The 24,510-nt window shown below is 58.4% G+C and carries 26 protein-coding genes; 18 read left to right on the top strand and 8 right to left on the bottom strand.

The window, feature by feature from the left end; genetic code table 11:
• Window positions 1–22 precede the first annotated feature (22 nt).
• The 3 genes from ACSBQS_RS13140 to hisP are packed head-to-tail and all read left to right on the top strand — an operon-like array spanning window position 23 to window position 2,205.
• On the top strand, window positions 23–709 hold the full coding sequence (locus tag ACSBQS_RS13140; RefSeq protein ID WP_033635345.1) for a histidine ABC transporter permease HisQ: 687 nt from the start codon (window positions 23–25) through the stop codon (window positions 707–709).
• Entirely contained in the window at window positions 706–1,410 is a 705-nt protein-coding gene (locus ACSBQS_RS13135; protein WP_033643875.1) for an ABC transporter permease, read from the top strand. Before ACSBQS_RS13140 ends, ACSBQS_RS13135 begins: the two co-directional genes overlap by 4 nt.
• A gap of 21 nt (window positions 1,411–1,431) precedes the next feature.
• Window positions 1,432–2,205, top strand: coding sequence for a histidine ABC transporter ATP-binding protein HisP (gene hisP, locus ACSBQS_RS13130; RefSeq protein ID WP_004936098.1), 774 nt, complete (start codon window positions 1,432–1,434; stop codon window positions 2,203–2,205).
• 7 nt (window positions 2,206–2,212) lie between these two features.
• Here hisP and ACSBQS_RS13125 read toward each other — a convergent pair whose 3' ends face one another.
• The 3 genes from ACSBQS_RS13125 to yfcG all read right to left on the bottom strand — a co-directional run bounded on the left by ACSBQS_RS13125 (window position 2,213) and on the right by yfcG (window position 4,256).
• Complete coding sequence (locus ACSBQS_RS13125) at window positions 2,213–3,127, bottom strand: TIGR01777 family oxidoreductase (protein WP_197749435.1); 915 nt, start codon at window positions 3,125–3,127, stop codon at window positions 2,213–2,215.
• A 16-nt stretch (window positions 3,128–3,143) separates the two neighbouring features.
• Window positions 3,144–3,515 (bottom strand): dihydroneopterin triphosphate 2'-epimerase, encoded by a 372-nt coding sequence (gene folX, locus ACSBQS_RS13120; RefSeq protein ID WP_025303682.1) that lies wholly within the window; start codon window positions 3,513–3,515, stop codon window positions 3,144–3,146.
• A 111-nt stretch (window positions 3,516–3,626) separates the two neighbouring features.
• Complete coding sequence (gene yfcG, locus ACSBQS_RS13115) at window positions 3,627–4,256, bottom strand: GSH-dependent disulfide bond oxidoreductase (RefSeq protein WP_016926886.1); 630 nt, start codon at window positions 4,254–4,256, stop codon at window positions 3,627–3,629.
• 233 nt (window positions 4,257–4,489) lie between these two features.
• Here yfcG and yfcE point away from each other — a divergent pair, with 233 nt between their 5' ends.
• Window positions 4,490–5,041, top strand: coding sequence for a phosphodiesterase (yfcE, locus tag ACSBQS_RS13110; protein ID WP_033643871.1), 552 nt, complete (start codon window positions 4,490–4,492; stop codon window positions 5,039–5,041).
• Between the two features lie 100 nt (window positions 5,042–5,141).
• Complete coding sequence (yfcD, locus tag ACSBQS_RS13105; RefSeq protein WP_004936086.1) at window positions 5,142–5,687, top strand: NUDIX hydrolase YfcD; 546 nt, start codon at window positions 5,142–5,144, stop codon at window positions 5,685–5,687.
• A 53-nt stretch (window positions 5,688–5,740) separates the two neighbouring features.
• Here the strand turns inward: yfcD and ACSBQS_RS13100 are convergent, their stop codons facing one another.
• A complete protein-coding gene (locus ACSBQS_RS13100) occupies window positions 5,741–6,760 on the bottom strand; it encodes a LacI family DNA-binding transcriptional regulator (protein ID WP_033651947.1) in 1,020 nt (339 codons plus the stop codon).
• 310 nt (window positions 6,761–7,070) lie between these two features.
• Here ACSBQS_RS13100 and ACSBQS_RS13095 point away from each other — a divergent pair, with 310 nt between their 5' ends.
• From ACSBQS_RS13095 to ACSBQS_RS13060, 8 genes are all read left to right on the top strand, one after another.
• On the top strand, window positions 7,071–7,514 hold the full coding sequence (locus tag ACSBQS_RS13095; RefSeq protein WP_099782589.1) for a PTS sugar transporter subunit IIA: 444 nt from the start codon (window positions 7,071–7,073) through the stop codon (window positions 7,512–7,514).
• A 92-nt stretch (window positions 7,515–7,606) separates the two neighbouring features.
• Window positions 7,607–7,888 carry a PTS sugar transporter subunit IIB gene (locus ACSBQS_RS13090; RefSeq protein ID WP_025303676.1) on the top strand — a complete coding sequence of 94 codons (282 nt, stop codon included), beginning with the start codon at window positions 7,607–7,609 and terminating at the stop codon, window positions 7,886–7,888.
• A gap of 23 nt (window positions 7,889–7,911) precedes the next feature.
• Window positions 7,912–9,291: a PTS ascorbate transporter subunit IIC gene (locus tag ACSBQS_RS13085; protein ID WP_004936074.1), complete on the top strand. Its 1,380-nt coding sequence runs from the start codon at window positions 7,912–7,914 to the stop codon at window positions 9,289–9,291.
• Window positions 9,292–9,304: 13 nt separating this feature from the next.
• Window positions 9,305–10,156: a transketolase gene (locus tag ACSBQS_RS13080; protein ID WP_033643868.1), complete on the top strand. Its 852-nt coding sequence runs from the start codon at window positions 9,305–9,307 to the stop codon at window positions 10,154–10,156.
• The gene (locus ACSBQS_RS13075) at window positions 10,149–11,108 is read left to right on the top strand and encodes a transketolase family protein (protein WP_434990744.1); all 960 of its coding nucleotides are present in this window, start codon (window positions 10,149–10,151) and stop codon (window positions 11,106–11,108) included. The genes ACSBQS_RS13080 and ACSBQS_RS13075 overlap by 8 nt, the downstream gene beginning before the upstream one ends.
• A gap of 223 nt (window positions 11,109–11,331) precedes the next feature.
• Window positions 11,332–11,808, top strand: a complete 477-nt coding sequence (locus ACSBQS_RS13070) for a putative T6SS immunity periplasmic lipoprotein (RefSeq protein WP_116403467.1) — start codon at window positions 11,332–11,334, stop codon at window positions 11,806–11,808.
• A gap of 132 nt (window positions 11,809–11,940) precedes the next feature.
• Entirely contained in the window at window positions 11,941–12,333 is a 393-nt protein-coding gene (locus ACSBQS_RS13065) for a polymorphic toxin type 44 domain-containing protein (protein WP_071997811.1), read from the top strand.
• Window positions 12,311–12,757: a hypothetical protein gene (locus ACSBQS_RS13060; RefSeq protein WP_047025468.1), complete on the top strand. Its 447-nt coding sequence runs from the start codon at window positions 12,311–12,313 to the stop codon at window positions 12,755–12,757. The genes ACSBQS_RS13065 and ACSBQS_RS13060 overlap by 23 nt, the downstream gene beginning before the upstream one ends.
• 111 nt (window positions 12,758–12,868) lie before the next feature.
• Here the strand turns inward: ACSBQS_RS13060 and pta are convergent, their stop codons facing one another.
• A complete protein-coding gene (pta, locus tag ACSBQS_RS13055) occupies window positions 12,869–15,028 on the bottom strand; it encodes a phosphate acetyltransferase (RefSeq protein WP_004936066.1) in 2,160 nt (719 codons plus the stop codon).
• Between the two features lie 74 nt (window positions 15,029–15,102).
• Entirely contained in the window at window positions 15,103–16,305 is a 1,203-nt protein-coding gene (gene ackA, locus ACSBQS_RS13050; protein WP_434990742.1) for an acetate kinase, read from the bottom strand.
• 358 nt (window positions 16,306–16,663) lie between these two features.
• Between ackA and yfbV the strand changes: the two genes are divergently transcribed.
• From yfbV to ACSBQS_RS13030, 4 genes are all read left to right on the top strand, one after another.
• The gene (gene yfbV, locus ACSBQS_RS13045; protein ID WP_434990741.1) at window positions 16,664–17,119 is read left to right on the top strand and encodes a terminus macrodomain insulation protein YfbV; all 456 of its coding nucleotides are present in this window, start codon (window positions 16,664–16,666) and stop codon (window positions 17,117–17,119) included.
• Window positions 17,120–17,259: 140 nt separating this feature from the next.
• Window positions 17,260–17,754 carry a YfbU family protein gene (locus tag ACSBQS_RS13040; RefSeq protein ID WP_033643864.1) on the top strand — a complete coding sequence of 165 codons (495 nt, stop codon included), beginning with the start codon at window positions 17,260–17,262 and terminating at the stop codon, window positions 17,752–17,754.
• Between the two features lie 17 nt (window positions 17,755–17,771).
• Window positions 17,772–18,428: a sugar phosphatase gene (locus tag ACSBQS_RS13035; protein WP_033643863.1), complete on the top strand. Its 657-nt coding sequence runs from the start codon at window positions 17,772–17,774 to the stop codon at window positions 18,426–18,428.
• Between the two features lie 97 nt (window positions 18,429–18,525).
• Window positions 18,526–20,358 (top strand): SLC13 family permease, encoded by a 1,833-nt coding sequence (locus ACSBQS_RS13030; protein ID WP_033643862.1) that lies wholly within the window; start codon window positions 18,526–18,528, stop codon window positions 20,356–20,358.
• A gap of 27 nt (window positions 20,359–20,385) precedes the next feature.
• Here ACSBQS_RS13030 and yfbR read toward each other — a convergent pair whose 3' ends face one another.
• Together yfbR and ACSBQS_RS13020 are read right to left on the bottom strand one after the other, a co-directional pair.
• Entirely contained in the window at window positions 20,386–20,985 is a 600-nt protein-coding gene (gene yfbR / locus ACSBQS_RS13025) for a 5'-deoxynucleotidase (protein WP_015378582.1), read from the bottom strand.
• Window positions 20,986–21,092: 107 nt separating this feature from the next.
• Window positions 21,093–22,307 carry a pyridoxal phosphate-dependent aminotransferase gene (locus tag ACSBQS_RS13020; RefSeq protein ID WP_019453720.1) on the bottom strand — a complete coding sequence of 405 codons (1,215 nt, stop codon included), beginning with the start codon at window positions 22,305–22,307 and terminating at the stop codon, window positions 21,093–21,095.
• Window positions 22,308–23,163: 856 nt separating this feature from the next.
• Between ACSBQS_RS13020 and lrhA the strand changes: the two genes are divergently transcribed.
• The gene (lrhA, locus tag ACSBQS_RS13015) at window positions 23,164–24,108 is read left to right on the top strand and encodes a transcriptional regulator LrhA (RefSeq protein ID WP_047025302.1); all 945 of its coding nucleotides are present in this window, start codon (window positions 23,164–23,166) and stop codon (window positions 24,106–24,108) included.
• The last annotated feature ends 402 nt before the right edge of the window (window positions 24,109–24,510 follow it).

Raw genomic sequence — 24,510 nt, 5'->3', positions numbered from 1 at the left:
CCTAGACGACAGGGTGAAGTAGATGCTGCAAGGCTATTCCCAACTGATTTTCGAGGGGGCTCTGGTGACGCTGGAGTTGGCCCTCAGTTCCGTATTGTTGGCGGTGGTGATCGGGTTGATCGGCGCCGGCGGCAAACTCTCCCACAACCCCCTTATTTCCGGCCTGTTCGGCGCTTACACCACGCTGATCCGCGGCGTGCCCGATCTGGTGCTGATGCTGCTGATTTTTTATGGCCTGCAAATCGCCTTGAACAACATCACCACGCTGCTCGGTTTCTCGCAGATCGATATTGACCCGCTCGGCGCCGGCATCATTACCCTCGGCTTTATTTACGGCGCGTACTTTACCGAAACCTTCCGCGGCGCCTACTTGGCGGTGCCGAAAGGGCAGATTGAGGCGGCGACGGCCTACGGCTTCAGCGGCGCGCAGATCTTTCGGCGCATTTTGTTCCCGGCGATGATGCGCTTCGCCTTGCCGGGCATCGGCAACAACTGGCAGGTGATCCTGAAGGCAACGGCGCTGGTGTCTATCCTTGGCCTGAACGACGTGGTGAAAGCCACGCAGTTGGCGGGGAAAGGCACCTATCAGCCGTTCTTCTTCGCCATCGTAGCCGGCGTGGTTTACCTGATTTTCACTACCGTTTCCAACGGCGTGCTGTTGTGGCTTGAACGGCGTTACTCACTGGGCGTCAAGAGGGCCGAGCTATGATCGAGATTTTGCAACAGTATTGGCAGTCGCTGCTGTGGAGCGACGGCTACCGTTTCACCGGCGTGGCGGTCACGCTGTGGCTGCTGATCGCCTCCGTGGTGATGGGCGGGCTGCTGGCGATCCCGATGGCGGTGGCGCGCGTCTCTTCCCTTCGCTGGGTGCGTTTCCCGGTGTGGCTCTACACCTACGTGTTTCGCGGCACGCCGCTGTACGTGCAGTTGCTGGTGTTCTACTCCGGCATGTACAGCCTGGAAATCGTGCGCGGCAGCGAGTTTCTCAACGCGTTTTTCCGCAGCGGGCTCAACTGCACCATCCTGGCGCTGACGCTCAACACCTGCGCATATACCACCGAGATTTTCGCCGGGGCGATCCGCTCGGTGCCGCACGGTGAAATCGAGGCCGCCAACGCTTACGGTTTCTCGCGCTTCAAGATGTATCGCTGCATCATTTTGCCTTCGGCGCTGCGCACCGCGCTGCCGGCCTACAGCAACGAAGTGATCCTGATGCTGCACTCCACCGCGCTGGCGTTTACCGCCACCGTGCCGGACCTGCTGAAGATTGCGCGCGACATCAATGCCGCGACCTATCAGCCGTTTTACGCTTTCGGCATTGCGGCGGTGTTGTACCTGATCATCTCCTACGTGTTAATCAGCCTGTTCCGCAAAGCTGAAAAACGCTGGATGGCACACGTTAGTCACTGATAAATGACGGGAAGAAAAACCATGTCTGAGAATAAATTAGCCGTCACGGAACTGCACAAACGCTATGGCGATCACGAGGTGCTGAAGGGCGTCTCGCTGGCGGCCAACGCCGGGGATGTGATCAGCATCATCGGCTCCTCCGGCTCCGGCAAAAGCACCTTTCTGCGCTGCATCAACTTCCTCGAGAAGCCGAGCGAAGGCTCGATCAGCCTGAACAACGAAGATATTCGCATGGTGCGCGACAAGGACGGCCAGCTGAAGGTATTCGACAAGAAGCAGCTGCAGCTGCTGCGCACCCGCCTGACCATGGTGTTCCAGCATTTTAACCTGTGGAGCCATATGACGGTGCTGGAGAACGTGATGGAGGCGCCGGTGCAGGTGCTGGGGCTGAGCAAGGCCGACGCGCACGAGCGCGCGGTGCGCTACCTGGATAAAGTGGGCATCGACGAGCGGGCGCGCGGCAAGTACCCGGTGCACCTGTCGGGCGGCCAGCAGCAGCGCGTCTCCATTGCCCGCGCATTGGCGATGGAGCCGGAAGTGCTGCTGTTTGACGAACCGACGTCGGCGCTGGATCCCGAGTTGGTGGGCGAGGTGCTGCGCATCATGCAGAAGCTGGCGGAGGAGGGAAAAACCATGGTGGTGGTGACGCACGAAATGGAATTTGCGCGCCACGTTTCGAACCACGTGATCTTCCTGCACAAAGGGTTGATCGAAGAGCAGGGCCCGCCGGCCGAGCTGTTCGGCAATCCCAAAAGCCCGCGCCTGCAGCAGTTCCTGTCCGGCGCGTTGAAGTAACCTCAGATCAGCGGGCTTCGGCCCGCTGATTGACAACGTCATCCAATGCCTGTTCCAGCTCCAGATAACGGAAGTGGAAACCGGCCTCTTCCAGGCGCTTCGGCACCGCCCGCTGGCCGCCGAGCACCAGCACCGCCGCTTCCCCCATCAACAGCCGCATGACGAACGCCGGCACCCGCAGAAACGCCGGGCGATCGAGCACGTTGGCCAATTGGGCGGCGAATTGCTCGTTGTGCACCGGGTAGGGAGCGACCATGTTGAACGGGCCGCTCAGGGTGGCGTGATCCAGCAGATAAATAATGCCGTTGACCATGTCTTCGAGGTGGATCCACGGCAGGTATTGGCGACCGTCGCCGATCGGGCCGCCGAGCCCGAAGCGGAACGGCGGCAGCATTTTGGCCAGCGCGCCGCCCTGTGGCGCCAGCACCACGCCGGTGCGCAGCAGGCAGACGCGGGTGGCGTCGCTTTGCGCCTGCAGCGCCAGCGCTTCCCAGCGTTGACACAGCTGGTGGGTGAATTCGTCGTGCGGCGGCTCCTCTTCGGTCACCACCGCCTGCCCCTGATCGCCGTAGTAGCCGACGGCGGAACCGGAAATCAACACGCCGGGGGGCGTGCTGCCGGCCTTGATCAGCTTCGCCAAGCGTTCGGTCAGATCCCAGCGGCTGCGGCACAGCCGCTCTTTCTGCTGCGCGCTCCAGCGCTTGTCGGCGATAGGTTCGCCGGCCAGGTTGATCACCGCGTCAAATTCATCCAGCGATTGCCGGTCGTCCAGCGTTCGCCAATAGCTCGGCCGGTCGCCCAGCCGGACTCGGGCTCGCCGTTCGTCTCGGGTCAGCACCGTAATGTGGTGAGAAAGCGCCAGCAGTCTTGCCGTCAGGCTGCTGCCTATCAATCCCGTTGCGCCGGTGATCAGGATCCGCATGGTCGACCTCCCTGAATTAGTCCCGGCGGTAGCTCATGGTCATGGAAACCGAGTCGGCGTAGCGCAGGGCCAGAAGTTTATCTATCTCCACTTCAGCATAGGTCACCCAGGCGTGTTCTTTTACGATATCGAGCACATCCTGCGTTAATTTTTCCAGCAACGCGAAACGGTTATCTTCCACATGGCGGATGATCGCTTTGGTGATGGTGCGGTAGTTGAGCGCATCGGCGATATCTTCGCTGTTGCGCGCCTTGTCCGCCGGGTAGTGGATCACCACGTTGATCAGGACGTCCTGTCGGTTGTTGATTTCCTCTTCCTTGATACCGATGAACGTGCGCAGCCGCAGATTTTTAATGCGAATAACGGCGTCGGGTTGACTGAAAGACATCAGAGATTCTCCATAGGTCTGATTATTAGCGTTCAGAATACACGGAAAGTAGGGAAATGATAACGCAGGGACAATGTGACTCCCCGGCCGACGGGGAGTCGGGGGAGGCACTTAGGCTTGTTCGGCCAGTTTGTAGGCGCGCTCGGTCGCCGGGCGATTGCTGATGCGCTCGAACCAGTTGCGCACCGCCGGGTAATCCGCCAGATCGATGCGCTGGCGCGGATGCGATACGACCCACGGGTAGGTGGCGATATCGGCGATGCTGTAGTTATCGCCGCCCAGGTACGGGTGTTTTTGCAGTTCAGCTTCCAGCACGCCGTACAGCCGCTTGGTCTCCAGATGGTAACGCTCGATGGCGTAAGGCACCGGCTGCGGCGCGTAGTGGTTAAAGTGGTGATTCTGCCCGAGCATCGGCCCGAATCCGGCCACTTGCCAGAACAGCCACTGCAGGGTAGCGGCGCGTTCGCGCAGGCCCTTGCTCAGCAGCTTGCCGGTCTTCTCCGCCAGATACAGCAGGATTTCCCCGGATTCGAACAGGCTGATCGGCGCGCCGCCGTCCACCGGTTGCTGATCGACGATCGCCGGGATTTTGTTGTTGGGAGAAATGCTCAGAAAGTCCGGTTTGAACTGCTCGCCGGCGCTGATGTTTACGCGATGGATACGGTAGGGTAAGCCGACCTCTTCCAAAAACAAGGTGATCTTGTGACCATTGGGAGTAGGCGCGTAATACAGGTCAATCATGTTGCCTCCTGCGGTAAGGTGATCTGTAATTCATTACACGTTGCTGCGGTCTTCGCCGCGCACAAAGGTATATCAGAGATCCAACAATAGCAGCTAAGGATAGCAGGCTATGTGGGATTCGTCCGATGCTATCTGCGCAGTTGGATCACAATTCTCCACCGGGGCGGGCGGCGGTTTGCCGCACGGCGCCGGCGCGGTAAAATGGCGCTTATTTCCCTCTATAGGACAAGGTTATGAAGCTGATGTTCGCCTCGGATATCCACGGTTCGCTGCCGGCGACCGAACGCGTGCTGGAATTGTTCGCACAACACGGCGCCGACTGGTTGATTCTTCTGGGTGATTTGCTGAATCACGGCCCGCGCAACGCGCTGCCCGCCGGGTATCAGCCCGCTCAGGTTGCCGAACGATTGAATCGCTATAGCGACAAGATCATCGCTGTTCGCGGCAATTGCGACAGCGAGGTCGATCAGATGCTGCTGACGTTTCCCATCGAGGCGCCCTGGCAACAGGTTTTACTGCAAAAAAGACGATTGTTTTTGACCCACGGTCACCTTTATCATCCCTCGGCACTGCCGCCGTTATCCTGCGGTGACGTCTTGGCCTATGGCCATACGCATCTGCCGCAGGCGGAGCGGCAGGGTGAGATCTATTGCTTCAATCCGGGCTCGGTCAGCATCCCGAAAGGGGGCTTTCCCGCCAGCTACGGCATGTTGGAAAGCGGCACTTTGCGCGTGCTGACGCTCGACGACGGCAAGGTCGTCGCGGAGGTGGCGTTAACACGCTAAACGCACTAATTTATACACACACAATAAAAATCTTTGAAAAACACTCATTGATTAACCAGCGCGCGGGATTGCATCGCGCCAAAATAGAAGGTTTTAGAGGATGGCGGAACAGGGTCAGGCTGCAGATACCGAGTGGGTTGATATCGTCGACGAGCAAAACGAGGTGATTGCTCAATCCAGTCGTCAACAGATGCGGGCGGAGCGGCTGCGTCATCGTGCTACCTATATTGTGGTGCATGATGGGATGGGAAAAATTCTGGTGCAGCGTCGCACCGAGATCAAGGACTTCTACCCGGGCTGGCTGGACGCGACGGCGGGCGGCGTAGTGCAAAGCGGTGAAAACGTGCTGGATTCGGCGCGCCGCGAGGCGGAAGAGGAGCTGGGTATCGCCGGCGTGCCTTTCGCCGAGCACGGTCTGTTCTACTTCGAGGAAGAGCAGTGCCGGGTGTGGGGGGCGCTGTTCAGCTGCGTATCGCACGGGCCGTTCGCGCTGCAGGAAGAAGAAGTGGCCGAGGTGTGCTGGCTGACGCCGGAAGAGATCACCGCCCGCTGCGACGAGTTTACCCCGGATTCGCTGAAGGCGCTGTCGCTGTGGCTGACGCGCAACAATGAACAGGATTACGGCAAGCCGCTCGACAATCACTGAGCCGCCTGCGCATGGAAAAGCCGGTCATCGACCGGCTTTTTTTACGGGCGGATTCAGCAGCTGTCGCGGCGGCACAGCGTGGCGGGCAGGGAGCCTGGCGGCTGCCAGGGATGCTCGTTCAGCCGCGCCAGCAGCGCCTGGCCGGCCTGAATGCCGATGTCGCGATGCGGAATGGTCATGGTGGTCAGCGGCGGCTGGCACACCCGGCTGAACTCGCTGTTGCCGAAGCCCACCACCGCCAGATTATCCGGCACCTTGATGCGCCGCCGCTGGCATTCATACAGCACGCCGCCCGCCAGTTCGTCCGACGCGCACACCAGCGCGTCCAGCTCCGGCCAGGCCAGCAAGAATTCCGGCAGCTGCTGCGCGCCGGTGCTGAAGCTGGCGGGCTGCGCGGCGTTGATGACCCGATGCGGCGACATATGGTTGCGCAGCAGCGCCTTGTGCCAGCCCTGCAGGTGCTGCTGGAAAATCCACTGCTCCTGATTGGCGCACAGCAGCCCGATATTCTGGTAACCGCTGGCGATCACCGTTTGCGTCAGCTGATACATGGCCGCCACGTAATCGATGCCGATGCTCATGTCGATCGGATCGGCGCGTACGGCGCCGATCTCCACCACCGGAATGTTGGCGGCGATCAACGCGTTGCGGGCATTTTGCGAATGCTCGACGCTGAGCAGCACCGCCGCCGCCAGGTTGTAAGAGAGCAGCGTCTCCAGCAGTTTCTCCTCGCGTTCCAGGTGGTGCTGCGACTCCGCCAGCATGATGTGATAGCCGGCGGGCTGCAGCACTTTCTGCAGGCCGGCGAACATCTCGGCGCAGCCGGATTCGGACAGGCTGGGCACCACCATGGCGATGGTGTAGGACGAGGCCGAGGCCAGCGAGCTGGCGGCCAGGTTGGGCAGATAGCCCAGCTCGTTTACCGCCGCGTCTATCTTCTCGCGCAGTTTGTCCGAAACCTGTTCCGGCGTGCGCAGCGCGCGCGACACCGTCATGGTGCCGACGCCCGCCAGCTGCGCTACGTCAGCCAACGTCACCCTGCCTGTGCTGCGGCGTTTTTTACCGATCGACATGCCTAATCCCGACTGAAATGCGCGCGCGGCGCATAAAGATTGTGATGGTGGGAAGCCGACGGCGCGGCTTCGACGATCCCAGTATGCGGCACATTCTACCCCGTAACCCGGAAGAGCGAGAAAAAATTGTGGTTAACGCCGCGCCGCGGCATGGTGTTTTGATAGCGCTATCACAGTTCTGCATGATAGCGCTTTGGTAGCGCTATCTTTGTGATGCCAATCACTGTGCAGCCGAGAGGGGTTGATTAAAGTTTTACCGTCGTCGGTGAATTAATCACCGGCCGAAACCATCAACGCTTGGGAGGGTAACGTGCTGAAAGAATGGCTGACCGCCGACCATATCCAGCTGTGCAAACGGGTGGAGGACTGGCGCCAGGCGGTAACGCTGAGCGCGCAACCGCTGCTGCAACGCGGCGTGATTACGCCGAATTACCTGACGGCCATCTTTCATCAGCAGGAGCAGCTTGGCCCCTACTTCGTCCTGGCGCCGGGCATCGCCATGCCGCACGCGCGGCCGGAGCAGGGCGCCAACGCGCTGGGGCTGTCGCTGTTGAAGATCCACCAGGGCGTGAATTTTCATTCTGCGGATAACGATCCGGTTCAGGTGGTGGTGATGCTTTCCGCACCCGACGGCAACAGTCACATTGAAATGATTTCGCAGTTGGCGGAATTATTTTCCGATAACACGGCGATGGAGGCGTTATTTCACGCCACAGACAAACGGCAAATTGAGGATATTATCGCCCGCTATTAACGTTTAATCACCAGGAACATTATTAATGCCCATAACGTCGGGAATATTCCCGGCGGCGCTACCCTACACGCTAAATTCAACAGGTGGATATCATGAAAATCATGGCGATTTGCGGTTCAGGTCTCGGCAGCAGCTTTATGGTGGAAATGAACATTAAAAAGGTGCTGAAAAAGATGGGGGTGGAGGCCGAGGTCGAACACTCCGATCTGTCGTCCGCCACTCCCGGCGCCGCCGACGTGTTCGTGATGGCGAAAGACATCGCCGACAGCGCCAGTGTACCGGCCGAGCAGCTGGTGGTGATCAGCAACATCATCGACATTAATGAGCTGGAAGCCAAGCTGCGCGCTTACTTCGAAGCCCACTCAATCATCTGAATAAAACGATTGGCGAGGTGGATATGTTTATCCAGGAAACGCTTAAGTTTGTGGTGGATATATTAAAGGTGCCTTCGGTACTGGTCGGGCTTATTGCGCTGATCGGTTTGCTGGCGCAAAAGAAATCGTTTTCCGACGTGGTGAAAGGCACGGTAAAAACCATTCTCGGCTTTATCGTTTTGGGCGGCGGCGCCACGGTATTGGTCGGATCGCTCAATCCGCTGGGCGGCATGTTCGAACACGCGTTTAATATTCAGGGCATCATTCCGAATAACGAAGCCATCGTCTCCATCGCGCTGGAGAAATACGGCGCTTCCACCGCGCTGATCATGGCGTTCGGCATGGTGGCGAATATCGTGGTGGCGCGCTTTACCCGATTGAAATACATCTTCCTCACCGGCCACCACACCTTCTACATGGCCTGCATGATCGGCATCATCCTGACAGTAGCGGGCTTCGAGGGCGTACAGTTGGTGTTCACCGGCGCGCTGACCCTGGGGCTGGTGATGGCGTTCTTCCCGGCGATCGCCCAGCGCTATATGCGCCGCATCACCGGCAACGACGATATCGCCTTCGGCCACTTCGGCACCCTGGGCTATGTGCTGTCCGGTTGGATCGGCTCGAAAGTGGGGAAAAACTCGCGCTCGACCGAAGAGATGAACCTGCCGAAAAACCTCAGTTTCCTGCGCGACAGCTCCATTTCGATCTCGATGACCATGATCGTCATCTACCTGATCCTGGCGATCTGCGCCGGGCGGGCCTATGTGGAAAGCGAGCTCAGCGGCGGCCAGAACTACCTGGTGTATTCGATTATCCAGGCTATCACCTTCGCCGCCGGGGTATTCATTATCCTGCAGGGCGTGCGCTTGATTCTGGCGGAGATCGTGCCGGCGTTCACCGGCTTCTCGGAAAAACTGGTGCCTAACGCGCGGCCGGCGCTGGATTGCCCGGTGGTTTACCCCTATGCCCCCAACGCGGTGCTGATCGGCTTCCTGTTCAGCTTCCTCGGCGGGTTGGCCGGGCTGTTCCTGCTGGGGCAACTGAAGATGGTGCTGATCCTGCCCGGCGTAGTGCCGCATTTCTTCACCGGCGCTACCGCCGGGGTGTTCGGCAACGCCACCGGCGGGCGGCGCGGTGCGATGCTGGGCGCTTTCGCGAACGGTCTGTTGATCACCTTCCTGCCGGTGCTGCTACTGCCGGTGCTGGGGGCGCTGGGCTTTGCCAACACCACCTTCTCCGACGCCGACTTCGGCGCGATCGGCATCCTGCTGGGCAACATGGCGCGCTTTATGTCGAAAGAGATGATCATGCTGGCGATTGTCGCCGTGTTTGCGCTGCTGGTGGCGCATAACTTCCTGGGAAAACGCAAAGGCGCGCCGGCCGCTGACCGCGTCGAGAAATAATGAGGGCAGAGTGATGAACGACACAACGAGCGAAACGGAAATTGAAGAGCTGCGCGCCCTGGCGCGCGCCATCCGCCTGGAAACATTGAAGGCGTTGACCGGGCTGGGGTTCGGCCACTACGGCGGTTGCATGTCGGTGGTCGAGACGCTGGCGGTATTGTACGGCGGCGTGATGCGCATCGATCCGGCGGATCCGGACTGGCCGGAGCGCGATGACTTCGTGCTGTCGAAGGGGCACGCCGGCCCGGCGCTGTACAGCACGCTGGCGATCAAGGGCTACTTCCCGCTGGCGGAGTTGCAAACCCTCAATCAGAACGGCACGCGCCTGCCGAGCCATCCGGACCGGCTGCGCACGCGCGGCGTGGACGCCACTACCGGCTCGCTGGGGCAGGGCGTGTCGATCGCCGCCGGCATGGCGCTATCCCATCGGCTGGCGGGGCGCCGCAATCGGGTGTTCAGCATCCTCGGCGACGGTGAACTGAACGAAGGGCAGTGCTGGGAGGCGTTCCAGTTTATCGCCCACCACAATCTGAACAACCTGACGCTGTTTATCGATTACAACAAACAACAGCTGGACGGCGCGCTGGACGAGGTGATCCAACCGTTCGATCTGGCCGCCAAGTTCCGCGCTTTCGGCTTTGAGGTGCAAACCATCAAGGGCGACGACATTGCGGCGCTGCTGGCGGCGGTGAGGCCGGCGCGCGGCGGAGAACAGCGGCCGCTGGCGATCGTGCTCGACAGCATCAAAGGACAGGGGGTGACCTATTTGGAAAACCTGTCGAACTCACACCACCTGCGCCTGACGCCGGACGTGCAGCAGGAGATTGAAAAAGCCATCGCCGAACTGGAGGCCGCCCATGTTTAACGTAGTGACGCAGTTGGAAAACGACGCCGTCGAAATGCGCAAAGTCTATGCCGGCGCGGTCCGGCGGCAGATTGAAGCGGGCGCGCCGATCATCGCGCTGGAGGCGGATCTGATGAGCTCCATGGCGATGGACGGCGTGCATAAGGATCACCCGCAGCACGTGATTAACTGCGGCATCATGGAGGCCAACGTGATCGGCGTCGCCGCCGGGCTGTCGCTGACCGGCCGGGTGCCGTTCGTGCACACCTTTACCGCCTTCGCCAGCCGCCGCTGTTTCGATCAGCTGTTCATGTCGCTGGATTATCAGCGAAACAACGTCAAGGTGATCGCTTCCGACGCCGGGGTGAGCGCCTGCCACAACGGCGGCACCCACATGTCGTTCGAGGATATGGGCATCGTGCGCGGGCTGGCGCACTCGGTGGTGCTGGAAGTGACCGACGCCACCATGTTCGCCGACATTCTGCGCCAGCTGATGGATCTGCGCGGCTTCTACTGGGTGCGCACCATCCGCAAGCAGGCGACGCGCATCTACCAGGACGGCTCGCGCTTTACCATCGGCAAGGGCAATCTGCTGCGCGACGGCGACGATATCACGCTGATCGCCAACGGCATCATGGTGGCGGAGGCGCTGAAGGCGGCGGAGATGCTGGCGCGGCAGGGCCTCAGCGCGGCGGTGATCGATATGTTCACCCTCAAGCCTATTGACCGTGAACTGATCAAAATCTACGCGGCCAAGACCGGACGCATCGTCACCTGTGAAAACCACAGCATTCATAACGGGCTGGGGTCGGCGGTGGCGGAGGTATTGGCGGAGGAATGCCCGACGCCGATGCGGCGCGTGGGGGTGAAGGAGCGTTACGGCCAGGTGGGCACCCAGGCGTTTTTACAGCAGGAGTACGGCCTGACCGCCGAGCACATTCTGGAGGCTGCCGGGCAGTTGCTGCAAAAGTAGTTCTTGAGTCAATAACAACTGCTGTAACGAATGAGGCTCGGTGCTCTGGAGAAAGCATATACCTTCCGACCCGGAATTTGAGTCATGACTCACGTATTATTAACGGATAAGCCCCTTAGGGGGCTTTTTGTTTTCGGTGAATAATAGGTGGCCAATGCTTGGGTAAAAAGAGATAATAAAAATATCGCAATAAATACAATGAGTTATATTCATGGAGTGAATAATGATAACAGCAAGAGGCTCATTCAGAAGGCTGACGCTAGGCGAGATCACGCTATCCCGCTCTCTCTATACCCTCATCATGATGATGTTGCTCAGTGGCTGTATGCTTGAAAAGCAACGTTTTTACACTACGGATATTACGCTGCGGGGAAATGATCTCTGTTTTTCTTTACCGCAAACCTACCCAACACAGAGTGGCAGGGTCAGTCTGGTCAGTATCGCTATTGAACAACGGTTGGATAGCCAAACGCATGAACTCTGGCGCAGGAGCACTCTACCACCGAAGCCCGTTGAGACTATTACGCCCGGCCAATGTATCCCATACTCGTTCAAGGCATTTGAGAGCAATGTGCCCTACACCGTGGCAATCAGCACCGTAGATCCTCAGGATGCAGATTCCAAACGTTTCTGGCAGCGCAGTTTCTCGCTGAAAATCAGCGACGGCAAGATTTTGCAGGTTATTGCCAGCGCGGAGTAATAAAGCCAAAGAGGGATGAATGAAATGACAAGAACGGCAATGTGTGTGAAGCGAAGTGATAGGCATAACGCTTGAGAGAGTGCCGTTGGGTTTCTGCACCATAAATTACATTCGGCTCTCAAGGAGGAGATTATGGCCGTGGTTCCATTACTGCCGCCAGGCGGTTTTACTGTTCTTGCCAGAAACTTGCGCGAGGCGCGCAGGCAGGGGCAACCGCGCAACATGGCGTTGCCTGGTACTTACTATTGGTTCTACCATCAGGTAAAAAATCGGGGCCCCTGGGATTACAAACAGCAAAATCGCGCCTTGGCTAACTTTGGTAATTTCAATTATGGTGCAACCGGTACCGCGGCTGGAATTCCCGCAGATATTTTGTTGATGGGCGCTGGATTTGCTCAGTCACGTGCAGGAACATCGCGGTTAGAATGGAGTCATTGGTATCAACGCCCGCCGTATGGTGATGACCCTCGGGATCAATATTGGATCAAACAAGGAATTGATTATGCAACTCGGCATGGTTACTAAATGGGCTCATCGGCTATTGACGACGGTTTTGTTGGTTATTGTCGTTGGCTTTGCGGGGTATTGGTATGCCACCCGCGCGACTTATGACGATAAGCTCTACAGCAAAAAGCAGTTGACCGACGAGATTTGGCTCTATGTCACCGAGTACCAGAATGCGGGGGCCACCGACACGGATGTGTATCGTTACTATTTGAACGGAAGCTTGGATGGCGACCCTATCAACGTGCTGAGTCAAAGCGCGCCAATTTTGACGGCGGATCGGGCTGATGCAACTATCCGCGGCGAGGGCAACCGCGTCACCATCAATTTTTCCGGGAAGGTGTATTCCTTTACGAATTCGGCATTTTTCTATGCCACGAACAGCCAAACCCCCATCATGCCTACCATTGATTTTTCTGCACGGGGCGTCAGCGCTTGGCGATGATGGTGGGTGCTGCGGATTTGGCGGGTATTGTCTAAAACAGCATCATCATCAAGAATATCAGGCATAAAAAAGCCAGTCAGGATTACCTGACTGGCTTTTTTTAACGGTTTATTACGCCTTGGCGGCGGCAGCGTCAGCCTGGGAAGACTGGATCGCCGTCAGCGCGACGGTGTAGACGATATCGTCAACCAGTGCGCCGCGCGACAGGTCGTTCACCGGCTTGCGCATGCCTTGCAGCATCGGCCCGATGGAGACCAGGTCAGCGGAGCGCTGTACCGCTTTGTAGGTGGTGTTGCCGGTGTTCAGATCCGGGAAGATGAACACGGTCGCCTGGCCGGCCACCGGTGAGTTCGGCGCCTTGGACTTGGCGACGTCGGCCATGATGGCGGCGTCGTACTGCAGCGGGCCGTCGATGATCAAATCCGGGCGTTTTTCCTGCGCCAGACGGGTCGCTTCGCGCACTTTCTCTACGTCGCTGCCCGCACCGGAGTTGCCGGTGGAGTAGGAGATCATCGCCACGCGCGGCTCGATGCCGAAGGCCGCGGCGGAATCCGCAGACTGGATGGCGATTTCAGACAGCTGCTCGGCGGTCGGATCCGGGTTGATCGCGCAGTCGCCGTAGACCAGTACCTGGTCAGGCAGCAGCATGAAGAACACGGAGGACACCAGCGAGCTGCCCGGTGCGGTTTTGATCAGCTGCAACGGCGGACGGATGGTGTTGGCGGTGGTGTGAACCGCACCGGAGACCAGGCCGTCGACTTCGCCTTGTTCCAGCATCAGGGTGCCGAGCACCACGTTGTCTTCCAGCTGCTCGCGCGCGACCACTTCGGTCATGCCCTTGCTCTTACGCAGCTCAACCAGACGCGGCACGTAGTTTTCACGCACGGCGACCGGATCGACGATTTCGATGCCTTTGCCCAGCTCAACGCCTTGGGCTGCCGCGACGCGCTGGATCTCGTCCGGGTTGCCGAGCAGCACGCATTCCGCGATGCCGCGTTCGGCGCAGATGGCCGCCGCTTTCACGGTGCGCGGCTCGTCGCCTTCCGGCAGCACGATGCGCTTGCCGGCTTTACGCGCCAGCTCGGTCAGTTCGTAACGGAACGCCGGTGGAGACAGGCGGCGTGAACGCTCAGAGGTAGCGGTCAGCGAGTCGATCCACTCGGTGCTGATGTGGCTGGCCACGTAGTTCTGCACTTTCTCGATGCGCTGGTGGTCGTCCGCCGGCACTTCGAGGTTGAAGCTCTGCAGACTCAGCGAGGTTTGCCAGGTGTTGGTATCAACCATGAACACCGGCAGGCCGGTTTGGAAGGCGCGTTCGCACAGCTTCTTGATCGGCTCGTCGATGGCGTAGCCGCCGGTCAGCAGGATGGCGCCGATTTCCACGCCGTTCATCGCGGCCAGGCAGGCGGAGACCAGCACGTCAGGGCGGTCTGCGGAGGTCACCAGCAGGGAGCCTGGGCGGAAGTGTTCCAGCATGTGTGGGATGCTGCGCGCACAGAAAGTCACGGACTTCACGCGGCGGGTCATGATGTCGCCTTCGTTGACCACGCGGGCCTTCAGGTGGCGAGCCATGTCGATGGCGCGGGTGGCGATCAGATCGAAACTCCACGGCACGCAGCCCAGAACCGGCAGTGGGCTGTTGGCGAACAGCTGTGCAGGATCGACGTGGGCGATGCTGGCCTTGGTGGAGTCGTCGAAGATTTCGGACAGGTCAGGACGGGTGCGGCCCTGATCGTCGACCGGCGCGTTCAGCTTGTTGATGATAACGCCGGTGATGTTTTTGTTCTTGCTGCCGCCGAAGCTGGTGCGCGCCAGTTCGATGCGCTCTTTCAGCTGCGCCGGGGAGTCGTTGCCCAGCGCCAGCACGAAGACGATCTCGGCGTTCAGGGTTTTGGCGATCTCGTAGTTCAGCGCGTTGGCGAACTGATGCTTGCGGGTTGGCACCAGGCCTTCGATCAGCACCACTTCCGCGTCTTTGGTGTTCTCGTGGTAACGCGCCACGATCTCTTCCATCAGCACGTCTTGCTGGTTGGAGCTCAGCAGGCCCTCAACGTAGTCCATGCGCAGCGGTTCGGCCGCCGGAATGGTGGAGTTGCTGCGGATGATGGTGGTGGTCTGGTCGAGTGCGTTGTCGCCGGTGCGCGGTTGAGCGATAGGTTTGAACACGCTCAGACGAACGCCTTTTTGCTCCATGGAGCGGATGACACCCAGGCTGACGCTGGTCAGGCCGACGCTGGTGCCGGTGGGGATCAACATAATAGTACGTGACACAGAATAGTCCTCTTCACGATTAACATGAGGCTAAAACAACACCGTCAGCCTGGGCTGACGGTGTTTTGAGAGCATTACGCGGTCAGGCGGGATGCGTCCTGCGCGATGACCAACTCTTCGTTGGTCGGGATCACCAGCGCCAGGCGGCTGCCGTCTTTGGTGATGGTGCCGGATTTGCCGAAGCGAGCGGCCATGTTGCGGTCGTGGTCGATTTCGAAGCCCAGCAGGCCCAGTTTGTTCAGGGTCAGCTCACGCACCATGCCGGCGTTCTCGCCGATGCCGCCGGTGAAGATCACCGCGTCCAGACGGCCTTCCATCAGCGCGCTGTAGGCACCGACGTATTTGGCCAGACGGTGGCAGAACACGTCCATGGCACGTTTGGCGTCGGCTTTGCTGTCGTAGTTGTCTTCAACGTAACGGCAGTCGCTGGTGACTTCGGTCAGGCCCAGCAGGCCGGATTCTTTGGTCAGCATCTTGTTGATCTGGTCAACGCTCATGCCCAGAGAATCGTGCAGGTGGAAGATGATAGCCGGATCGATGTCACCGCTGCGGGTGCCCATCACCAGGCCTTCCAGCGGGGTCAGACCCATGGAGGTGTCAACGCACTGGCCGTTGCGCACTGCGGTGACGGAGCCGCCGTTGCCCAGGTGGCAAGTGATTACGTTCACTTCTTCCACCGGCTTGTTCAGCATCTTCGCGGCTTCTTGAGTCACGTAGAAGTGGCTGGTGCCGTGTGCGCCGTAGCGGCGAACGCCGTGGTCGCGGTACAGGCTGTACGGCAGGGCGTACAGGTAAGATTCTTCCGGCATGGTCTGGTGGAACGCGGTGTCGAACACGGCAACGTTCTTGTCAGCCAAGTGAGGGAAGGATTTCAGCGCTTCCGCGATGCCGATCAGGTGAGCCGGGTTGTGCAGTGGTGCAAACGGCACGGAATCTTTGATACCCTGCAGAACTTCGTCGTTGATCACGGCGGAAGCGGTGAACTTCTCGCCGCCGTGCACGATGCGGTGGCCGATAGCGGTCAGCTGCGCAGAAAGCTCTGGTTTTTGTGCCAGAATAGTATTAACAATGAAGTTCAGCGCTTCGCTGTGTGCAGCGCCGGCCCCCAGGGCAGCTTCGTGTTTGGCGCCGTCCATTTTCCACTTGATGCGAGCTTCAGGCAGGTGGAAACACTCGGCCAAACCGGAGAGGAATTCGTCGCCGTTAACGGCATCGATGATGGCGAATTTCAGAGAAGAACTGCCGCAGTTAAGAACCAGTACTAGCTTACTCGACATGGAAGTACCTACTTAAATAGTCGTGTTGTTAAAAGAAAATCGAACACACGTGGTGAATTAATCGTCAATCAGACAACAAGCGTAGCGCATAGTGCCGATGACATTTATGATTAACATCATGTGAAGTGCACAAATCACAGGATGATGGAAAAACCGATGATTTCTCTGCGGTTTAAATAATCTTGATTTTTATAGGGCTAAAAGTTGACAAAATTTACGTCATCTTCTACCGGCCACAAGGCCGGCTTAGGATACCGATAGCCCGGTGCAAACACAAAATAAATTTAAAGCTTCAAATTTTTTAGTATGGGCTCTGGCAGCACGCTTTTAGTTTCTTTACGTGACGTTGAGGTACGCAATGACGAGCAAACCGTCCGGTTCCGTAAGCTGGTTTCAGGTCTTCCAGCGCGGGCAGCATTATATGAAAACCTGGCCGTCAGACAAACGTCTGACACCGGTCTTTCCGGAGAACCGCGTTGCGCGTGCCACCCGTTTCGCTATCCGTTTCATGCCGCCGTTGGCGATTTTCACGCTGACCTGGCAGATCGCGCTGGGCGGCCAGCTCGGCCCGGCTATCGCCACCGCGCTGTTCGCCTGCAGCCTGCCGATGCAGGGCTTGTGGTGGCTGGGGCGCCGTTCTGTTACGCCGCTGCCGCCGACGCTGCTGCAATGGTTCCATGAGGTGCGCAACAAGCTGACGGAAGCCGGGCAGGCGGTGGCGCCGCTCGAGGGCACGCCCACCTATCAGACGCTGGCCGATCTGCTTAAGCGCGCCTTCAAGCAGTTGGATAAAACCTTCCTCGACGATCTGTAATGAAAAGGCCGCGCTGATGCGGCCTTTCTCGTGAAAGCGCCAATAACCCCGGTTTAAATCAAAGAACGGTCGAGTTGTGATTTCCTGCGTTCTTGCGCTGTGCGATGCTCCCGCCATCATACAGAAATGAGGAAATCCTGATGGAAATGACCCATGCCCAGCGCCTGATCCTGTCGAATCAGTACAAGATGATGACGCTACTCGATCCGGACAACAGCGATCGTTATCGCCGGTTGCAAACCATCGTCGAACGCGGCTTCGGTTTGCAAATGCGCGAGCTGGATCGTGACTTTGGTGAACTGAGCGAAGAGGTATGCCGCACCATCATCAACGTGATGGAGATGCACCATGCGCTGCAGGTTTCCTGGGGCAATCTGAAAGAGAAGCAGGGGCTGGACGAGCGCCGCCTGGCGTTTCTCGGCTTCGACGCCGCCACCGAGGCGCGCTACCTGAGCTATGTGCGTTTCCTGGTCAACACCGAGGGGCGCTATACTCACTTCGATTCCGGCAGCCACGGTTTCAACGCCCAGACCAAAATGTGGGAAAAATACCAGCGTATGCTGGCGATCTGGCTGGCCTGCCCGCGCCAGTATCACTTGAGCGCCGTTGAGATAGCGCAAATCATCAATGCTTGATTAAAAAGAGGTTTTCTGTGGAGTGTAAGGGTTTTCTGTTCGATCTTGATGGCACCCTGGTGGATTCGCTGCCGGCGGTAGAGCGCGCCTGGACGCACTGGGCCGAGCGCCGCGGCGTCGATCCGCAAGCGGTGCTGGACTTCATTCACGGTAAACAGGCCATTACTTCTCTGCGCCACTTTATGCCGGGTGAAAGCGAAGCGGAAATTCAGCGCGAGTTCCAACTGCTGGAGCAGGTGGAAGCGCAGGATACCGAAGGCGTTCGCGCGCTGCCGGGCGCCATCGCGTTGTTGGAGCGCCTGAACGCGCTCGGCATCCCTTGGGCGATCGTCACCTCCGGTTCGGTGCCGGTAGCCGGCGCTCGCCGCCAGGCCGGCGGTTTGCCGCAGCCGGCGGTGTTCATCACCGCCGAGCAGGTTAAACACGGCAAGCCTCAGCCCGATGCCTACCTGCTGGGCGCCGAACGTCTGGGGCTGGCGCCGCACGAGTGCGTGGTGGTTGAAGACGCGCCGGCCGGCATTCTTTCGGGGCTGGCGGCGGGCTGCCAGGTGATTGCGGTCAACGCCCCGGCCGACGCGCCGAAGCTGGAGCAGGTTGACCTGCGGCTGGATTCGCTGGCGCAGATCGCCGTTGATAAAACGGCGCAGGGCGCGATCGTTCGCCTACTGGCCTGAGTGGCATTATCTTCACCCTAATTGATTAGACCCCGCCTTTGCGGGGTTTTTTTATGCTATTTTTTAAGCCCTTGGACATTTGCCGGATGAGGCCGTTTTGAACAGCGAATTACTGTGGGTGCTGAGTTTACTGCTGATTGCCATCGTGCTGTTTACCACCAACAAGCTGCGCATGGACGTGGTGGCGCTGTTGGTGATCATCGCCTTCGTGCTGAGCGGCACGCTCAGCCTGCAGGAGGCGACGGTCGGGTTCAGCGATCCCAACGTGATTCTGATCGCCGCGCTGTTCGTGATCGGCGAAGGGTTGGTACGCACCGGGGTGGCCTATCAGGTGGGCGACTGGTTGGTGAAAGTGGCCGGCAGCAGCGAAACCAAAATGTTGATGCTGCTGATGGTGACGGTCGCCGGGCTGGGGGCATTTATGAGCTCGACCGGCGTGGTGGCGATCTTTATCCCGGTGGTGCTCAGCGTGACGGCCAGAATGAAGATCGCGCCGGGGCGGCTGATGATGCCGCTCAGCTTTGCCGGGCTTATCAGCGGCATGATGACGTTGGTGGCCACGCCACCCAATATGGTGGTCAACAGCGAGCTGGTGCGCGAAGGCATCCATGGTTTCGGTTTCTTCAGCGTGACGCCGATCGGCCTGGTGGTGCTGGCGCTGGGGGTCGGCTACATGCTGATCGCCCGGCGTTGGCTGGGCAGCGGTGACACGGGCAAAGCCGGCGACGGCTGGCAGCGCCGCACCTTCCGCGATCTGATCCGCGATTACAGACTGACCGGCCGCGCGCGGCGGCTGGCTGTCCGCAGCGCTTCGCCGCTGATTGGGCGTTCGCTGGATGAACTGCACCTGCGTGCGCGCTACGGCGCCAACGTGGTGGGCATCGAACGCTGGAAACGCTTTCGGCGGGTGATGGTCAGCGCCTCCGGCAGCACCGAGCTGCGCGAGGGTGACGTTCTCTTGATCGACATGTCGGACAGCCAGATCGATCTGCGCGAATTCTGCGGCGAACAGCGGCTGGAGCCGATGGTGCTGCGCGGCGATTACTTCTCGGAACAGTCGCGCAACGTCGGCATGGCGGAGGTCTCGCTGATCCCTGACTCGGCGCTGCTGGGCAAAAGCCTGCGCGAAGCGGCGTTCCGCAGCCGCTACGATCTGAACGTGGTGGGCATCCGCCGCCACGGCGAGACGCTCGGCGGCAAACTGGTGGACGAGCCGCTGGAGCTGGGCGACATTTTGCTGGTGATCGGCGACTGGAAGGCGATCCGTCAACTGCAGGCCAAAACCCATGACTTTATCGTGCTCAACTTGCCGGCCGAAGTGGACGAAGTGGCGCCGGCCATCACGCAGGCGCCGCACGCGCTGTTTTGCCTGGCGTTGATGGTGGCGATGATGCTGACCGACGAAATCCCCAACCCGATCGCGGCGCTGATCGCCTGTTTGCTGATGGGCAAATTCCGCTGTATCGACATGGAGAGCGCTTATAAATCGATCCATTGGCCGAGCATCATTTTGATCGTCGGCATGATGCCGTTCGCGCAGGCGCTGCAAAAGACCGGCGGGGTCAGTCTGATCGTCAGCGGGCTGATGGATGTCGCCGGCGGGGCGGGGCCGCGCGTGATGCTGCTGTGCCTGTTCGTCTTGTGCGCGACTATCGGGCTGTTTATTTCCAACACCGCGACGGCGGTGCTGATGGCGCCGATCGCCATCGCCGCCGCGCGCGAAATGGGCGTCTCGCCATACCCGTTCGCGATGATTATCGCCATCGCCGCGTCCGCCGCCTTTATGACGCCGGTCTCTTCACCGGTCAACACGCTGGTGCTGGGGCCGGGCAATTACAAGTTCGGCGATTTCGTGCGTCTCGGCGTGCCGTTCACCCTGCTGGTGATGGCGGTCAGCGTGATTGTGGTGCCGTGGCTCTACGGTTTTTAACGGCGCAGCGAGGCTGCGCCGGCGGGGTTACAGCGAACTGTCGAGGCTGATTTCGTCCAGCGACAGGCTGAAGCTGGGAATGAACACTTCCATGAAGTAGTCCATCTCCGGGCTGCGGCGCTGTTCCAGGGTTTTATCCAGCCTCGCCTTGGCCAGGGTGAATTCGTTGTTGCCGGCAGACAGCTCTTCCAGGCATTTCAGGTAGGCGCACAGCGCGTCAGCCTGCTTCACCACCTGCTTTTCATCTTCGCTGTAATAATGCTCATCGAGAATGGTGCGAAAATCGTTGCGCAGCTCCGCCGGGATCATGTCCAGCAGCTTTTGCTGGGCGATCTTTTCGATCTTCTTGTACTCATGGGCGATCTGCGGATTGTAGTATTTGATCGGCGTCGGCATGTCGCCGGTGATCACTTCGCTGGCGTCATGGTACATCGCCAACAGCGCAACGCGGTCGGCGTTGAGGTTGCCGTTGAATTTGCGGTTCTTGATCACCGCCAACGCGTGGGCGACAAAGGCCACCTGCAGACTGTGTTCGGAGACGTTCTCGGTGCGCACGTTGCGCATCAGCGGCCAGCGGTTGATCAGTTTCAGGCGGGACAGATGGGCGAAGAAATGGCTCTGACTCATGGTGCTCTCTTTAACGGCAAGTGAGGGCCCCATTGTGAAGCAGTGTCGGCGAATTTTGCAACCGGGCTGTGAGGGAAGGGCGCAGCGAGGCGCTGCGCCCCTGATGATTATTGATGATAGCCTTCCAGGAAGCGGCCCAGCTTGCCGACCGCCATTTCCAGTTCGTCTACGCGCGGCAGGGTGACGATGCGCACGTGATCGGGGTAAGGCCAGTTGAACGCGGAGCCCTGCACCAGCAGCACTTTTTCCTGCAGCAACAGATCCAGCACCAGCTTCTGGTCGTCATGGATGTTGAAGCGTTTGGCATCGATGCGCGGGAACATGTACAACGCGCCCTGCGGCTTCACGCAAGAGACACCCGGGATGTCGTTGAGCAATTCCCAGGTGCGGTTGCGCTGTTCGTACAGGCGGCCGCCGGGCTGAATGAATTCGCTGATGCTCTGATAACCGCCCAGCGCGGTCTGAATCGCGTGCTGCATCGGCACGTTGGCGCACAGGCGCATCGAAGCCAGCATCTCCAGCCCTTCGATATAGCCTTTGGCGTGCTTTTTCGGCCCGTTCAGCACCATCCAGCCCTGGCGGAAACCCGCCACGCGGTAGGTCTTCGACAGGCCGTTGAAGGTCACGGTCAGCAGATCCGGCGCCAGCGCGGCGATAGAGTGGTGCTCTGCTTCGTCGTACAGGATCTTGTCGTAGATCTCGTCGGCGAAGATGATCAGGTTGTGTTGACGGGCGATCTCGACGATCTGCTCAAGCAGCGCTTTGCTGTAGACCGCACCGGTCGGGTTGTTCGGGTTGATGATCACGATGCCGCGGGTGCGCGGGGTGATCTTGCTGATGATGTCGTCCAGATCCGGGAACCAGCCGGCCTGCTCATCGCACAGGTAATGTACGGCCTTGCCGCCGGACAGCGATACTGCGGCGGTCCACAGCGGATAGTCCGGCGCCGGCACCAGCATTTCGTCGCCGCTGTTGAGCAGCGCCTGCATGGACTGAACGATCAGCTCGGAGACGCCGTTGCCAATGTAGATATCCTCAACGGTCACGTCACGCATGTTGCGCGCCTGATAGTGCTGCATGATCGCTTTACGCGCCGAGAAGAGGCCTTTGGAATCGGAGTAGCCTTGCGCCGTGGGCAGATTGCGGATCACGTCGACCAGGATTTCGTCCGGGGCGTCGAAGCCGAACGGGGCAGGGTTGCCGATGTTCAGTTTCAGGACTTTATTGCCTTCTTCTTCAAGACGTTTAGCTTCTTTAAGCACCGGGCCGCGAATGTCATAGCAGACGTTGTCCAGTTTGCTGGATTTCTCAATGGGGGACATAAAAAGTTGAGCCTTTTGCTGGGATAGGGGCGCTCCTACCGTGGGACGCCGCAACCCGCCCAATGTACTCCTGGCGTAGTTGCTTTTGAAGGGTTTTGCACGCCTTTGGTGCAAATGCATGTCGTAACGGGGGATTTTAGTTATGATAAGCAAAGGTAAAGTTATTTTGTGGTTCATAATTTCATGAACTATAATTTTACTAGGGTTTTGTTCTGTGAAATCGAGCGTCGTTCAACGCGACGCGCTGGCGTCAGCGCCTGGGTGTGGAGAACTGATAAGCCATAAGGGAGAATGGTTTTCAGTAACTGTAAAGGAACGATAATACCGGAGTTGTCTGATAGCGGGTTGTCAGATGACACACCACACTAAGAAAAATGGCATATTTACATAAGCTTTACTTTATATTTTATCTTAAGCATTGTTTATGTGGTTATGAGAATATTATTTAAAGTAAAAATCTTACTGATTGAATTTATTAAATTCATTGCGTGGTGATACGAAGTCGGTGCCGTTAATTATTTATATTTCTTGCTCGTAAATGCAGTCTGAACGCCAGTTGATAAGGGTTATCAGTAGCACGAATGGAGTGGAAATTAGGCAGTATGAATGAGTAAAATCTCAGGCCCGGTGGGGGTTTTCCCCGTATGCCGGCATTTAGTCCCCCGCGTTCTATAAGCAGCATCGATAGATCGCATTTCAAAAAGCGATAGAGGTAACGAATCATAAGTAATTTTTTTGCCCTCCACTTATGAGTGGGGTACTGTCATAACAGGCTCCGTCCTTTTTCAACGGCGTCTGAGAAACACACCAGGGTAGTAGTTCGTAAATTAGAATTTAAAAAAGTGAAGAATACACTATGACAACTGCAAATCGTCCGATACTTAATCTCGACCTCGATCTGCTAAGAACCTTTGTTGCGGTTGCTGATTTGAATACTTTCGCAGCGGCGGCTGTCGCCGTTTGCCGTACTCAATCAGCCGTCAGCCAACAAATGCAGCGATTAGAGCAACTGGTCGGCAAAGAACTGTTTGCCCGCCATGGGCGCAACAAACTTCTGACTGAGCATGGTATTCAGCTTCTCGGTTATGCCAGAAAAATCCTGCGCTTTAACGATGAAGCCTGTACCTCTCTGATGTACAACAATATTAAAGGTGTTCTGACCATCGGCGCTTCCGACGACACCGCCGATACCATTCTGCCTTTCCTGCTGAACCGCGTAACCGCCATCTATCCGAAGCTGGCTATTGACGTGCGCGTGAAGCGCAGCACGACGATGGTCGATCTGCTGGAGGAGGGCGAGATCGATCTGGCGGTGACCACGGCCGATCCCGAAGGGCATCCGCACATCGTGCTGCGCACGTCGCCGACGTTGTGGTACTGCGCCGCCGATTATCATTACCAGGCCGGCGAGCCGATCCCGCTGGTGGTGATGGACGAGCCAAGCCCGTTCCGTTCGCTGGCGATCAAGCAGTTGGACGAAGCCGGCATCCCGTGGCGCATCGCCTACGTCGCTTCCACGCTGTCCGCGGTGCGGGCGGCTTGCAAGGCCGGCCTGGGCGTGACCGCGCGGCCGATCGAGATGATGAGCCCTGACCTGCGGGTGCTGGGCGCGGCGGAAGGTTTGCCGCCGTTGCCGGATACCCAGTATGCGCTGTGCACAAACGCGCAGTGCAGCAACGAGCTGGCGATGGCCATCTTCAGCGCGATGCAGGGCGGCAATGGCGGCTATGGCTTCAACGGCGCGGAAGGCGGTCTCCAGAGCGATCAGGATGACGCCAGCCTGGTGGACGAAGAAGAATAACGCTGCGGCGCGATATCTGATGAAAACCTCTGCTTCGGCGGAGGTTTTTTTTGTCCTTTTTTTACCTAAAATTGTATTTATATGTGTTTGGTTTGTTTTTTTAGTTGAGTTGGCTGTTTTTTAACTTTTAAGCGTTACTGAAAAGAGAGTTTGGCCGGGTTTAATACGCTAAGTTCGTTTTTTGAGCAATAAGATTGAATGGGTTAAAGGCATGGTAATAACAGGGTTATTTTGTTAGCTTATAGCGGCCGTTTTTGCGGCTCAATTTGAGGAAAATTGTTAAAGGGCCACACTTTTTTTGAGGATTTATGCTGAAAACGTGTCCTGGATCAAAAAAATACCCCTAGGTAGTGAGTGGAAGAACAGGGAATTCCTGAGACAATGGTATAGTAAAACTGAAAT

The organism is Serratia sp. H402Y (genome assembly GCF_051172415.1).
Classification (GTDB): Bacteria; Pseudomonadota; Gammaproteobacteria; order Enterobacterales; family Enterobacteriaceae; genus Serratia; species Serratia ureilytica.
This window is presented reverse-complemented; position numbering and strand designations above follow the sequence as displayed.